At 60.3% G+C, this 13761-nt stretch carries 15 protein-coding genes; 5 read left to right on the forward strand and 10 right to left on the reverse strand.

Translation table 11 applies throughout. The annotated features are described in order from the left end of the window. Positions 1-43: 43 nt before the first annotated feature. On the reverse strand, positions 44-292 hold the full coding sequence (locus tag FBY01_RS27630) for a hypothetical protein (RefSeq protein ID WP_145310306.1): 249 nt from the start codon (positions 290-292) through the stop codon (positions 44-46). Between the two features lie 409 nt (positions 293-701). Between FBY01_RS27630 and FBY01_RS27635 the strand changes: the two genes are divergently transcribed. From FBY01_RS27635 to FBY01_RS27645, 3 genes are all read left to right on the forward strand, one after another. Next, positions 702-1172, forward strand: a complete 471-nt coding sequence (locus FBY01_RS27635; RefSeq protein WP_042932119.1) for a hypothetical protein — start codon at positions 702-704, stop codon at positions 1170-1172. Further along, positions 1172-1375, forward strand: a complete 204-nt coding sequence (locus FBY01_RS27640; RefSeq protein WP_010459649.1) for a hypothetical protein — start codon at positions 1172-1174, stop codon at positions 1373-1375. The genes FBY01_RS27635 and FBY01_RS27640 overlap by 1 nt, the downstream gene beginning before the upstream one ends. 118 nt (positions 1376-1493) lie before the next feature. After that, positions 1494-2510: an ABC transporter substrate-binding protein gene (locus FBY01_RS27645; RefSeq protein ID WP_010459651.1), complete on the forward strand. Its 1017-nt coding sequence runs from the start codon at positions 1494-1496 to the stop codon at positions 2508-2510. Positions 2511-2558: 48 nt separating this feature from the next. On the opposite strand, the gene FBY01_RS27650 is transcribed toward FBY01_RS27645, so the two are convergent. Together FBY01_RS27650 and FBY01_RS27655 are read right to left on the reverse strand one after the other, a co-directional pair. Then, entirely contained in the window at positions 2559-4706 is a 2148-nt protein-coding gene (locus tag FBY01_RS27650) for a TonB-dependent siderophore receptor (RefSeq protein WP_145310304.1), read from the reverse strand. A gap of 89 nt (positions 4707-4795) precedes the next feature. Further along, positions 4796-5182 (reverse strand): DUF2946 domain-containing protein, encoded by a 387-nt coding sequence (locus tag FBY01_RS27655; RefSeq protein ID WP_077749714.1) that lies wholly within the window; start codon positions 5180-5182, stop codon positions 4796-4798. Positions 5183-5277: 95 nt separating this feature from the next. Between FBY01_RS27655 and FBY01_RS27660 the strand changes: the two genes are divergently transcribed. After that, positions 5278-5715, forward strand: coding sequence for a DUF3995 domain-containing protein (locus tag FBY01_RS27660; protein ID WP_077749713.1), 438 nt, complete (start codon positions 5278-5280; stop codon positions 5713-5715). Between the two features lie 127 nt (positions 5716-5842). On the opposite strand, the gene FBY01_RS27665 is transcribed toward FBY01_RS27660, so the two are convergent. The 7 genes from FBY01_RS27665 to FBY01_RS27695 all read right to left on the reverse strand — a co-directional run bounded on the left by FBY01_RS27665 (position 5843) and on the right by FBY01_RS27695 (position 13201). Then, positions 5843-6205, reverse strand: coding sequence for a Na+/H+ antiporter subunit G (locus FBY01_RS27665; RefSeq protein ID WP_010459660.1), 363 nt, complete (start codon positions 6203-6205; stop codon positions 5843-5845). Beyond that, positions 6202-6480: a K+/H+ antiporter subunit F gene (locus FBY01_RS27670; protein ID WP_007935991.1), complete on the reverse strand. Its 279-nt coding sequence runs from the start codon at positions 6478-6480 to the stop codon at positions 6202-6204. Before FBY01_RS27670 ends, FBY01_RS27665 begins: the two co-directional genes overlap by 4 nt. Next, positions 6477-6965 (reverse strand): Na+/H+ antiporter subunit E, encoded by a 489-nt coding sequence (locus FBY01_RS27675; protein WP_145310302.1) that lies wholly within the window; start codon positions 6963-6965, stop codon positions 6477-6479. Before FBY01_RS27675 ends, FBY01_RS27670 begins: the two co-directional genes overlap by 4 nt. Next, the gene (locus FBY01_RS27680; protein ID WP_145310300.1) at positions 6962-8647 is read right to left on the reverse strand and encodes a monovalent cation/H+ antiporter subunit D; all 1686 of its coding nucleotides are present in this window, start codon (positions 8645-8647) and stop codon (positions 6962-6964) included. Before FBY01_RS27680 ends, FBY01_RS27675 begins: the two co-directional genes overlap by 4 nt. Further along, complete coding sequence (locus FBY01_RS27685; protein WP_007986256.1) at positions 8644-8988, reverse strand: Na+/H+ antiporter subunit C; 345 nt, start codon at positions 8986-8988, stop codon at positions 8644-8646. Before FBY01_RS27685 ends, FBY01_RS27680 begins: the two co-directional genes overlap by 4 nt. After that, positions 8988-11906 carry a monovalent cation/H+ antiporter subunit A gene (locus tag FBY01_RS27690; protein WP_145310298.1) on the reverse strand — a complete coding sequence of 973 codons (2919 nt, stop codon included), beginning with the start codon at positions 11904-11906 and terminating at the stop codon, positions 8988-8990. Before FBY01_RS27690 ends, FBY01_RS27685 begins: the two co-directional genes overlap by 1 nt. A gap of 269 nt (positions 11907-12175) precedes the next feature. Beyond that, positions 12176-13201: a DMT family transporter gene (locus FBY01_RS27695; protein ID WP_083376928.1), complete on the reverse strand. Its 1026-nt coding sequence runs from the start codon at positions 13199-13201 to the stop codon at positions 12176-12178. Here FBY01_RS27695 and FBY01_RS27700 point away from each other — a divergent pair. Further along, the gene (locus FBY01_RS27700; RefSeq protein ID WP_077749709.1) at positions 13196-13759 is read left to right on the forward strand and encodes a helix-turn-helix domain-containing protein; all 564 of its coding nucleotides are present in this window, start codon (positions 13196-13198) and stop codon (positions 13757-13759) included. The genes FBY01_RS27695 and FBY01_RS27700 overlap by 6 nt on opposite strands. The last annotated feature ends 2 nt before the right edge of the window (positions 13760-13761 follow it).

Consider the following 13761-nt stretch of genomic DNA (forward strand, 5'->3'; position numbering starts at 1 on the left):
CGGCATGACGAAACGTCTATAGGCATGAAGGCAGGCGAACGCGTCAGATGCGAGACTCAAGTGAGCGGGCAAGTGCGCAGGCTTCGTTATGGCAGCCACGGAAACCTCTTACACGACCCGTAGAAATTTCCTTGATATGGAAGAAGGCATTACCGGCCAGCACCACCTGAAAGCGTGGCAGCAGCAGGCTTTCAGGCTGCAATTCATGCGGCTGGAACACCGCCGGGTGCAACGGGGCGTAACTGTTTGCGCGCGTTGTTTGGGGGGAAGCGAAGTGGGTCATGGTGCACATGTGAAGTCCTTTTCATTGTTTTACCGACGTGTGTACATCGTTTTGGGTAGTCTCGGTGAGCATCGCTGCTCTAGAATCACCCGCACTGGTTAGCGAACGGTGTTCATCTAAAGCAATTTTTTATTTGCGATATGTCGGAAAAGTGCTTTTTTTAAAGAGTTTTTTCCCTAAAGTTGGTAATCCGGTTTCCTCTGGCTGTGAGAAGGGCTTTTTCCTTCAACATCTGACGACTTTCACAGAGGACGGCGCGAGTGATATTCCAGTAATCTCACTGACCTCGCGAGGCATGAGCGCTCTGCTCGGCTCAGGATTTCAACCCGGGTCTTACGGCAACACTTCGGCATGGCCGCTTTTTTCTGCTGTGCGCTTTTTCTGCGTGCGGCATCATTTCAGATGTGGGGATGTTTCCTTGGCAGTAAGTAATCTCGATATGCATGCTTTGTTCGTGCTGGGTGATTTGCGCGCAAAGCTGGTTAAACAGTTTCAGTCACGTTTCGTTTACATCACCGAACAGAACGCTGAAGGCATTTACATTGCCGAGATCGACACCGAAGAGGCGCTGGTGGTCGACGACAAGCCAGGGCTGAAGCTCAAGGTCGGCGATCATTTCAGCGCTTCGGTTCTGCCCAGTCGTGAAGGCGGCAAGCTCGACATCAAGTTCCGTGAAATCAAACTGACGGTTTACGGGCTGGGCGATTACGCCTTTGTCACCACCGCAGAGGGTCACGCGATTGTGTTCAAGGAAGGCCATAGCGTGGTGATGGTCTTCGCCGCCCACCAGCAGCTGCAGGAAGGCCTGACCAAAACCCTGAAAGCCGTGACCGCCAAAGCCGCCAAGTGGCGCAAAGGCGAACTGATCACGTTCAAGGCCAGCGAGTAATGACCCTGACCCGCGCCGACTTCCACGAACAGAACCAGGCCAGTGCGCACCTCGAAGCCCGACGGCTGTTCGAGCACAAGGCTGTTCTGCAGGGAGGCTGGCTGACGTGGGTGGCGTCACAGATTTACACGCTGCGCCCGGCGGCTTACGCCAGCATGGTCAGAAGAGAGCTGGCACGCTTGCAGGAAACTTCCGAAAATTGAATCGCCCCTCTCGAAAGCAGGAACCTCTACTACAGTCAGTTGACTGAGTATTCAGAGGCTTGCGGTCTTCTGTCAGGCCATCCTGCTATTTGCTGTGAACAGCACGAGGTGCAAAAGCATGAAAGGATTTCGACGGTTGTTGGTTGGTGCACTGGCCGCATTGGGTGTATTGAGTTCACCCATTCCGGTATCCGCTGCCCAGGCGCCGATCCATTTTGCCGACCTGAACTGGGAAAGTGGCAGCCTGATCACCGACATCCTGCGGATCATCGTCGAGAAGGGCTACGGCCTGCCGACCGACACCTTGCCCGGGACCACCATTACCTTGGAAACCGCCTTGGCCAACAATGACATTCAGGTCATTGGCGAGGAGTGGGCCGGTCGCAGCCCGGTCTGGGTCAAGGCTGAAGCCGAGGGCAAGGTCGTGAGCCTGGGCGACACGGTCAAGGGTGCCACTGAAGGCTGGTGGGTGCCGGAATATGTGATCAAGGGCGACCCGGCCAAGGGCATCAAGCCACTGGCTCCAGATCTGCGCAGTGTCAGCGACCTGCCCAAGTACAAGGATGTGTTCAGCGATCCGGAAAGCCCGGGCAAGGGACGCTTCCTCAACAGCCCGATTGGCTGGACATCGGAAGTGGTGAACAAGCAGAAACTCACGGCTTATGGCCTGAACGACAGCTATGTGAATTTCCGCAGCGGTTCCGGTGCAGCGCTGGATGCAGAGATCAGTTCGTCGATCCGTCGTGGCAAGCCTGTGCTGTTTTATTACTGGTCACCGACGCCGTTGCTTGGGCGCTTCAAGCTGATTCAGCTGGAGGAACCGCCCTTTGATGCCGAAGCCTGGAAAACCCTGACGGACGCTGATAACCCTAATCCGAAACCGACTCGCTCGCTGGCCTCGAAGCTGTCGATTGGCGTGTCCACACCTTTTCAAAAGCAGTACCCGCAGATTGCCGATTTCTTCAGCAAGGTCGATTTTCCGATCGACCCCTTGAACAAGGCACTGGCCCAAATGAGCGAAAAACACACCCCGCCACGGCAAGCGGCGGAGGCGTTCATGAAGGCGCATCCTGATGTCTGGCAGGCATGGGTGCCGAAGGATGTGGCGGATAAAGTCTCCGCCAGTCTCCAGTGACTATTGTGGTGAGGGAGCAAGCTCCCTCGCCACAAGAGATGTACAGGGTTAAAAACGCGTTTGCACCGCAAGCTCAAACGTACGCGGTGTTCCGAGGTAATACGCCGGCGATACATGCGCAAACTCGGCATACACCTCGTTGGTCAGATTTCGCACTCGGCCGGTGACGGTGGTATGGCGGTCGACCTCGTAACGGAGAAACGTGCCGTAGAGCGTGTACGACGGCACCGTCATGGTGTTGGCGCTGTCGGCAAACACCGAGGCCACATAGCGCGCATCGACACCCCCTTGCCACTGCGGTGCGAAGTCATAGGTCAGCCACACATTGCCGACCCGGTCCGGCACATTGGTCGGCGTGTTGCCCTTGCGTGATACCACCACGCCCGCCGCATTTTTCTCGGTGAACGCGTCGTACTGTGCGTCAACCCACGCGAAGTTGCCCTCGGCCAACAGCTTGTCGGTGATTTGCAACGAACTGGCCAATTCAATCCCCTTCGACGTCTGCTGACCCACTGGAATGCTGAGGGTCGGGTCCAGCGGATCGGTCACTGCGAAATCCTTGCGCTCAATCGTGTACGCCGCCACCGTTGCCGAACCGCGCCCGTCCAGATAATCGAACTTGCTGCCGACTTCCCATTGCTTGCCGGTGGACACGTCGAAATCCTGCGTGCCGTTGGGTTGTTCGGCGGCGGTGCTGTATTGCACGTAGACGTTGGCGGAAGGAATGAACTGGTAGGTCAGGCCGACCCTTCCCGTCACCGGCTCCCAGCTGCGTTTCAAATGGCGGGGATTGCTGGCGGTCACTTGCCGGTGATTGGTCACGTCCAGGTCGATATCGTCGTAACGCAGGCCGGTCAGCAACGCCAGTTTGTCGGTCAACGCCAGGCGGTTTTCGGCGAACAGGGCTTTGGTGGTGACCTCGTTGGTCTTGTCGCTGACAAATCCCGGTCGGGTGCCGGGAATGTCGTAGAAGTGCCCCGGCTGGAAGTTATTCGGGTCAACGGTGCTTGCGCCTTTGACGTTCAACGGCGAGTTGGTGGTCTGGTTGACCTTGTACTCGAAACCGCCAGACCAGGTGGTCTCCAGACCCAATAGCGTGTTGTCGTGGCGCAGTTCGAACTGGTTGCCGTTCTGTTCGCCCTGATGCCGGACCTGATACGCCGTGGAGCGATTCACCGCGCTGTTGTCGGCGTTGTACTGATAGGTTTCCAGGTTGCGGTAATCGCGCTGGCTGTCGAGGTGGTAAAGCGTGTTGCGCAGGGTGGTGCTGTCGGTGATCTGGTAGTCGATGATCGAGCGAGCCCAGATCGTGCGCTGCTCGTACCGCCCGTCTTCAACGTTGTAATTGTTGAAACGATTGTGTTTGTCGATTTTCAGCTCGCCCGCCTTGGGAATGAGCACGGGTGTGCCCCAGTAAGGACTGTCTTCGTGTTCGTCCTGATATTCCAGCGCGAGGGTGTGGGACAGGTTGGGCGTCAGGTCGCTGAGCAGCGAAAACGCGACACTCCAGGCATCGCGCTCCTGGCGGTCGATGTAGCCATTGCCGGTGTTGTGGCTGACGTCGAGCCGCGCGTAGTGCTGCACATCATCCCCGGCCTCGCTGAGTGCGTGGTTAAGGCCGAACGCGGTCTCGGTCGTGTCATAAGTCCCGTAACTGACACGACCTTCGACCGCCTGCTCTTCTCGGGTCGCAAGTTTGGTCACGTAGTTCAATGAGCCACCCACGGAGCCGGCGCCATTGATCAGCGACGACGGGCCACCCACCAGTTCGACCCGATCGTATATCCATGCATCCACTGGCCGGGCGAGGCCGCCAGAGACGTTGATGCCGTTGAACATCTGTGTGATCTGACCGCTGGTGAAACCGCGGTAGGAAACGAACCCGCCGAAACCCGGCGGTGCGCTGGCGTTGACACCCGGCAAGGTGTTGGCGGCGTCCTGGAAGTTTTGCGCGCCGTGGCGCTCGATGTCGTGGCGGTTGGCGATGGCGACTGATGCCGGGGTTTCCCGCACGCTAAGGCCCAGACGCGAGGCCATGCCGCTGGACTGATCGAGGCTCAGCCCTGGCTCGGTCGTCGCTTCGCCATCAATGGTAATCGGTGCGAGGTCGACGGTGGATTGCGCCCAAGCGTTAACAGACAGGCAGCCGCACAGGCTGGCCAGCAAAGGGCTTACTAACAAAGAAGCATGTTTCATCGATGAATCCTGAATTCCTGGCTAAGAAACAGCGCACGGGCGAACGCCACGCGTTGGCGCAGTGGGCTGATCGGGAAAGGCGAAGAAATTCAGGCGACAGGCGGAGCGCGAGGATTGGCCGACGGCCAGGTGAAACGGGCGGGGAGGTCAGCGTTGGCGATGACAGCCAGAGGCGGGCTGTGCTGCTCCGGGAGTATCGCCAGGGTCAGGCTGGAGTTGAGCGCCGGGCCCATGCCACCGGTGGAACACAGCGGGCAACCAAAGGCTTTGGACAGGGTCGGCAGGTTGTCGTCCGAGGAGTTCGAGGAAACTGGCGCCTGGGTCGCCGGATCAACCGAACAGAACGGGCCGCCGATGCCGTTGAGCTGCATCCCGACCATTTGCCCGTGACCGATACTGCAGGCGAACACATTGAACAGGACGCAGCAATAAAGCATCCATGCCATCAATGTGCGATCAGTTCGGGCGAGTTTCATGGAGCGGCACTTTATCATCGTCGATGACGAATACCCTTACAAAATCGTTCAATGAAGTTCATCCTGCTGCGACATTTCACGCTGGATGTCTGAACATGAGCCTATTGATCGCGCAATGGATGGCTGCCATCTTCCTGTTGATCAGCCTGATCCACCTGTACTGGGCGGCAGGTGGCAAGTTAGGTAGCGAGGCGGCGGTCCCGCGAATATCGCCAGAGGGGGGAGGGGAATCCAGGCCGGCCTTCAAGCCGTCGGGGTTTGCCACGTTGCTGGTCGCGGTGGGATTGCTGTTGATCGCGATGCTGGTATGCCTGCGGGTCGGCCTGTATTTGCCGACGGTGCATCACTGGTCGCTGCAATGGGTAATCAGCGCCATTGCGATGCTGATGTTTGCCCGGGCGATCGGCGATTCGAATCTGGTTGGGTTTTTCAAGCAGGTCAAGGATTCGAAGTTTGCCCGACTCGACACCTGGGCTTATTCGCCGCTGTGTGTGGTGTTGGGGGCCGGGTTGTTGGCTGTTGCCTGGATCTGAAAAGCTTCGCGGGCAAGCCTCGCTCCTACAGGATCGTGGGAAATCACCAACGTGTGATCGAACCAAAACCTGTAGGAGCGAGGCTTGCCCGCGAAGAGGCCCTGACATCCAACACAAATCTTCCGAACTAACTCCCGCTTTCTGTGCGCCGACTACTCACCTCAGCCGGCACATCATCCCCCGCCATGCGCTTGCGAAACAGCGCCGCCCGCGCCAGCAGCAATGTGGTCACCGGCACCGTAATCGACAACAGGATCGGAATCAGCCAGGCATGCAGCACCGGCCCGGACTTTAGCGCCGAAAAATATATGATCGAGGCCAGCGCCACACACCACGCCCCCAGGGTCGAGGCGAGTGCCGGCGGGTGCATACGCTGGAAGTAATCCTTCATCCGCACCAGGCCAATGGCGCCGATCAGCGCAAACAGACTGCCGAGCACCAGCAGGATCGCCACGGGTATTTCAACCCACAGAGACAGTTCCGCGTTCATTCGATCACCTCGCCACGCAGCAGGAATTTGGCCAGGGCAAACGAGCCGACGAAGCCGAACAGGGCGATCAGCAGCGCCGCCTCGAAGTAAGTGTCACTGGCATACCGAATGCCAAGCGCCAGCATCATCAGCATCGCGATGATGTACAGGTAGTCCAGTGCCAGAACCCGGTCCTGGGCCGACGGGCCTTTGAACAGGCGAATCAGGGTCAGGATCATCGCCAGCGAAAAGATGAACAGGCTCAGCAGGATCGCGTTCGACAGCAATTCGCTCATTCGAAGATCTCCATCAAGGGGCGCTCGTAGGTCGCCTTGAAGTGTTCGATAAACAGCGTTTCATCCTCCAGATCGAACACGTGCAGCAACAGAATGCTGCGGTCCAGCGCCAGTTCCGACCAGACCGTCCCGGGGACCACCGTGCAGATCATCGACAGTGCCGCGAGGCCGTTGGCATCGCGCAAGTCCAGCGGGACCTTGATGAAGCGCGGGCGCGGTGGACGGCGACCGGCATTGAGCACGCCCCAGGCCACGACGAGGTTGGACACCAGCACGTCACGACCGACCAGGAAGAACAAACGCAGGATCACCCCCGGTCGACGAATGCGGATCGGCAGCGGCCGCAGCTTGCGCATCATCAGCGGCGCGCAGAACCCCAGCACCGCGCCGAGCAACAAGTTGCCGGGGCTTATCGACAGGTTCAGCACCAGCCACAACAGCCACAATGCCAGGGACAACCACGGTGCCGGAAACAGACGCTTCATGGCTGCACCTCCAGCATCGCCGCCCTGGCTTCCGGGCTCGGCACCACACGCGTGCCCAGTACCGCCATCACGTATTGCTGCGGATTGTTCAAGGCATCAGCGGCCGCCTGGGTGTAGCGCATCAGCGATTCGGCCTTGAAGGTCAGCGCAACACTCAGCCCCAGCAGGACGATGATCGGCACGCACTCGAAGCGTCGCAGCAACGGTGATGGCCGTTCTTCGGGTGTCCAGAAACGCTGGATGCCCAGCCGCGAGAAGGCAATCAACGACGCCAGCCCGGACAGGATCAGCAACGCCAGCAAGCCCCACGCCGCGTTCGATATCGGCACATCGGTGCTATTGCCCAACCCCAACGGGTTGAGCAGGGCACTCAACAGGCTGAGTTTGCCGATAAACCCGGACAACGGCGGCATGCCGATAATCAGCAGCGAGCAGGCAATAAAGCTCAAGCCAAGGAAGGCCATGGTCCAGGGAATCACCTGGCCGACCACGGCTTTCTGTTCGTCATCGAGGTTGATGCCTTTGGGCGGTTGCAGGGATTCCATCGGCCGTGGAAGCAGGTCGCCGTCGTCGAACAGCGGCATTTCATTGGCCGAACGGGAGCGCTCGATCAGCTCGGCCAACAGGAACAACGCGCTCAACGCCAGGGTCGAGCTGACCAGATAGAACAGCGCCGCGCCGATCAGGTTCGGCTGGGCAAAGCCGATGGCCGACAGCAGAATCCCCGCCGACACCAGAATGCTCAGGCTGGCCATGCGTTCCAGTCGTTGTGCGGCGAGGATAGCCACGCCGGCACAGACGATGGTCGCCATGCCGCCGTAAATCAGCCAGTCGCCACCAAAGTACGCCGACGCCCCGGCCTGGCCGGAGAACAGCAAGGTCCACAAGCGCAGCAAGGTGTAGACGCCGACCTTGGTCATGATCGCGAACATCGCCGCCACCGGTGCGCTGGCGGCGGAATAGGCCGGCACCAGCCAGAAGTTCAGCGGCCACATCCCTGCCTTGGCCAGGAACGCAACCGCGAGAATCCCCGCGCCGGCGTGCAGCAGGCCGCGATCGGCTTCCGGCACCAGCGGGATTTTCAGCGCCAGGTCGGCCATGTTCAGCGTGCCGGTGACGCCATAAATCAGCGCCGCGCCAATCAGGAACAGCGACGACGCCAGCAGGTTGATCGAGATGTAATGCAAGCCCGAGGACACCCGCGCCCGGCCCGAACCGTGGAGCATCAGGCCGTAGGAGGCCGCCAGCAGCACTTCGAAAAACACGAACAGGTTGAACAGATCCGCCGTCAGGAACGCGCCGTAAAGGCCCATCATCTGAATCTGGAACAGCGCGTGGAAACTCGAACCGGCGCCGTCCCAACGGGCCATGGCGAACAGCAAGGCACTGACGCCGATGATCCCGGTCAGCACCAGCATCAACGCCGACAGGCGATCGACCACCAGCACGATTCCGAATGGCACCTGCCAGTTGCCCGGCAGGTAGACGCCGATCGAACCGGGCACGCCAGTGGCTTGCGTCCATTGCAGCAACAGCACGGAAATCCCCAGGCCCAGCAGGCTGGAGAACAGGTTGATCTTGGCTTTCAACGGGCGGTGTTTCTCACCGAGCATCAGCATGAGGGCGGCGGTCAGCAGCGGCAGCAGAATCGGTGCGGCGATCAGGTGCGTCATCGCATTCATTCTTTAGGCTCCCGGCCATCGACGTGGTCGGTCCCGGTCAAGCCGCGCGAGGCCAGCAACACCACCAGAAACAGCGCGGTCATGGCGAAGCTGATCACGATCGCGGTCAGCACCAGCGCTTGCGGCAAGGGGTCGGTGTAATGCAGCAAGTCCTGGGGCACGCCGTCCTTGATGATCGGCTCCTTGCCGATGAACAAGCTGCCCATGCTGAAGATGAACAGGTTGACGCCGTAGGACAGCAGGCACAGGCCCATCACCACCTGAAACGTCCGTGGCCGCAGGATCAGCCAGACGCCGGACGCGGCGAGCACGCCGATGGCGATTGCGATGACTTCTTCCATCAGACGGCTCCTTTGGTGGCGACGGATCTGGGCAGGGCAGCGGTCTTGTGACCCCGGACCGATTGGTGAGCGATGGCGGTGAGGATCAACAGCGTCGACCCGACCACCACCGCGTACACGCCGATATCAAAGAACAGCGCACTGGCGATGTGAATGTCGCCCAGCACCGGCAGTTCAAAATGCCAGGTGTGGGTGGTCAGGAACGGATACCCGACTGCCATCGCGCCGAGCCCGGTGATCGTGGCGAACAACAGGCCGGTGCCCATCCAGCGCAACGGTCGCAGGCTCATTTGTGCCTCGACCCACTGGGTGCCGGCAACCATGTATTGCAGGATGAAGGCGACCGACATCACCAGCCCGGCGACAAAACCGCCACCCGGTTGATTGTGCCCGCGCATGAACAGGTAGAAGGACACCACCACCGCAATCGGCAACAGCAGGCGCACCAGCACCGCCGGGACCATCATGAAACCGAGCGCGGTGTCGCTGGCATGGCGCGGGTTGACCAGGTCGGTGACGACGTCGGGTGCCAGCAGGCGTTGCTGAGCCGGCAATTGCAGGCTTTCTTTCGGCGGGCGGAAGCGGCGCAGCAGGGCGAAGACGGTCAGGGCCACGGCGGCCAGCACAGTTATTTCACCGAGGGTATCGAAACCACGGAAGTCCACCAGCATCACGTTGACCACGTTGCTGCCGCCGCCTTCGGGTAGAGCGCGACTGAGGTAGAACGAGGAAATGTGGTTGGGCGTCTGGCGCGTCAGCATCGCATAGGCCAGCAACGCCATGCCGCCACCGACGACACTCGACAGCAGCAAGTCGCGGATCCGGCGGATGCGCGCTTTGCGCAGGGTGCTCGGCAGGGGCGCCACCTCTTCGATCCGCCGTGGCAACCAGCGCAGACCGAGGAGGATCAGCACCGTAGTCACCACTTCCACGACCAGTTGCGTCAATGCCAGGTCCGGCGCCGAGAACCAGACAAAGGTGACACAGGTCATCAGGCCGCAGACGCTGACCATGGTCAGGGCGGCGAGCCGGTGATACTTGGCCTGCCAAGCCGCGCCGAGGGCACAGGCAATCGCCAGCAGCCACAGGGTCACGAACACGATCGAGCCCGGAATCTTCGGCCGGTCACCCCAGCTCAGGCTGCTGTGCAGCATCGGAATCAATCCGGCGAACACCGCCGCGAGGACCACCAGGAACAATTGGGTTTGCAGGCGCTTGGTGTTGATTCGCCGCTCCAGCCGACGGGCGAGGCGCATCATGACCACCAGGCTGCGTTCGAACAGGCGCTTGCCGTTGAAACGCCCAATGATCGGCGGGTATTTGAAACGCCCGCGCTTGAGCTGATTGCGCAGCAGCAGGTAAAGCACGATGCCGCAGGACATGGCGATCAGGCTCATGATCATCGGCGCGTTCCAGCCGTGCCAGATCGCCAGGCTGTACTCCGGCAAGGTGCCGCCCACCACCGGCAGGGCCGCAGCGGACAGCAACGGGCCGACCACTTGCGCCGGGAAAATCCCCACGACCAGACAGGCGAACACCAGCAACTCCACCGGCGCGCGCATCCAGCGTGGCGGTTCGTGCGGGGTGTGGGGCAGGTCGGTGGCGGTCGGGCCGAAGAACACATCAACGGTGAAGCGCAGCGAATAGGCGACGCTGAAAGTACCGGCGATGGTCGCCACGATTGGCAAGGTCATCTCGACCCAGGCCGTGGCGTTGATGAACACGGTTTCGGCGAAGAACATCTCTTTGGACAGGAAGCCGTTGAGCAGCGGCACACCGGCCATCGAGGCACTGGCGACCATGGCCAGGGTGGCGGTGAACGGGATCAGCTTGATCAGGCCGCTGAGCTTGCGAATGTCACGGGTGCCGCTTTCATGGTCGATGATCCCGGCGGCCATGAACAGCGAGGCCTTGAACGTGGCGTGGTTGAGGATGTGAAACACGGCGGCCACGGCGGCCAGCGGACTGTTAAGTCCCAACAACAAGGTGATCAGGCCGAGGTGGCTGATGGTCGAGTAGGCCAGCAAACCCTTGAGGTCGTTCTGGAACATCGCGCAGTACGCGCCAAGCAACAGGGTGCAAGCCCCTGCGCCGCTGACGATGTAGAACCATTCTTCACTGCCGGACAACGACGGCCAGAGCCGCGCGAGCAGAAACACCCCGGCCTTGACCATGGTCGCCGAGTGCAGATAAGCCGAAACCGGTGTCGGCGCCGCCATCGCGTGGGGCAGCCAGAAGTGGAAGGGGAATTGCGCACTTTTGCTCAGGGCGCCGATCAGGATCAGGGGCAGCAGGATAGGGTAGAGGTGATGCGCGCGAATCAGGTCGCCGGCGGCCAGGACCTTGTCCAGGTCATAGCTGCCGACCACATGGCCGAGCAGCATCACCCCCGCCAGCAAACACAAACCGCCCGCGCCGGTGACCATCAGCGCCATATAGGCGCCGCGTCGCGCATCGGCGCGGTGGTGCCAATAGCCGATCAACAGGAATGAAAAGAGGCTGGTCAGCTCCCAGAAAAACACGATCTGGATAAGGTTGCCGGAGATCACCAACCCGAGCATCGCACCCATGAACGCCAGGAAAAACGCAAAGAAACGCGGCACCGGATCGTCCGGCGACATGTAATAGCGGGCGTATAAAGAAACCAGCGTGCCGATGCCCAGCACCAGCATCGAGAACAGCCAGGCGAAGCCGTCCATGCGCAGGACGAAGTTCAGGCCCAGGCTGGGCAGCCAGAAAAATTCTTCACGAATGACGCCGCCATCGGCGATTTGCGGGTACAAGAGGGCAACCTGGACGGTGCCAATCAAAGCCACCAGGCCAGCCAGTAAAGATTCGGTATTACGCGCGTTGTGTGGCAGCAAAGCCGCCAGACAGCTGCCGATAAAAGGCAGAAGCAGTAGAACTATCAGGGACATAGGCTTCTAATCTGCGGAAGTTTGTGAAGCATCATACGTGCCAGCTCTCGGATCACCAAACGCCAAGCTGTCGCAGAATCCTTCAAGGTAGACGGGAAAAGCCGGGTTTACAGTGTTGCGAAGGACTGTTTTAGCGGGTCCGGCCCCTTCGCGGGCAAGCCTCGCTCCTACGGGTTTTTGTCGTTCGCAAGTTCGGGTATCGACACAAAACCCGTAGGAGCGAGGCTTGCCCGCGAAGGCAATCCGCCAGGCACTGAAAATCTTAAAGCTTAACCTTGGATTTCCCGTTCCAACTCTTCTTCGGTCGCAGCTGCCTTACCCTTGGTCTTCAACTCACTCACTATCACCGCCGCCACAATTAACCCCGCACCCACCAGAGCAATCGCCGGCAACCGCTCCCCGGCGATCCGCCCGACAATCCCGGCCCACACCGGCTCGCCCGCATAGATCAACGTCGCCCGAGTCGGCGATACGCTCTTCTGCGCCCAGTTCATCGCCACTTGGATTGCCGCGCTCGCTGCGCCCAGGCCCAGTGCACTGCACAGCAACAACCACGAGAAATCCGGAATCACTTCCTGGGTCGGCACCACCATCAGGAACGCCAGCACCGACGTGGTCGCCAGTTGCACCACCGTCACCCGGCGCACATCGACCTGACCGGCATAGGTGCTGATCAGAATGATCTCTGCCGCAATCGCGACCGCGCTGATGAGCGTGGCGATTTCACCGGGGCTGAAATTAAAGGAAGCGCCCGCAGGCCCGGACAGCAACATCAACCCGGTAAACGCCAGCATGATCCCGATGCTCGGCATCAGCCCCGGACGCCGCCCCAGCACCAGCCATTGCAGCAACGGCACGAAGGGCACGTACAACGCGGTAATAAACGCCGACTGACTGCTGGGAATACTTTGCAAACCCACGGTCTGCAAGCCGTAACCGAGCATGATCGCCACGCCGATAAAGGCACCGGCCTTGAGTTCGAACAGGGTCAGGTCCCGTAGGTGACGCCATGAGAACAACGCAACAATGATTGCCGCCGCGGCAAAGCGCAGGCCGACGAAAAACATCGGCCCGCTGACGGTCATTGCATGCTGCACCAGCAGGAATGTCCCGCCCCAGACCATGGTGATCAGCACCAGCACGCACTCGGCCTTGCTGAACCGAGAGAAACGGGGAGAAGTGTGAGAGGGGTTCACAGACGTCATGACCTTGCGCGCTACCTGAGGGCGACGCACAATGCGTCGAATGTTGCGCAGTATACTGCCCAACCCCACCGAGTGAGCAATATAGTGCACAAAGATTCTACCCCGCGGGCTTCGGTCCTCCAGCACGTCAGCCAGAACGTCCGACGCCTGCGCCATGCCGCCGATATGAGCCAGACCGCGCTGGCCGAAAAGTCCGGAGTTAGCCGTCGCATGCTGGTGGCGATCGAGGCTGGCGAGAAAAACGTCAGCCTGACCACCCTCGATCGCGTGGCCGAAGCGCTGGACGTGGCGTTCAGTGATTTGATCCAGGCGCCGGATGCCCGAGATCCGAGCCGTATCAACGAAGTGGCCTGGGCCGGTACGATCCCCGGGAGCAAAGCCGTTCTGCTGTCCAAAGCCACCGCTACCCGCGAGGTGGAGCAATGGGAGTGGTGCCTGCAACCAGGAGAAATCTACCCCTCGCAACCGGATGCCGAGGGCTGGAGTGAGCAGATCTTTGTATTTGAAGGCTGCCTGACCTTGATGCTGGGCGACACGCCGCATGAGATCGCCGCCGGCGAGTTCTACATGTTCCCCAGCAACCAGCCGCATGCCTACCGCAATGATGGGGTTGTGGCGACGCGGTTTGTGCGCAACGTGGTGATTTGACT

The organism is Pseudomonas sp. SJZ077 (assembly GCF_007993905.1).
Lineage (GTDB): Bacteria > Pseudomonadota > Gammaproteobacteria > Pseudomonadales > Pseudomonadaceae > Aquipseudomonas > Aquipseudomonas mandelii.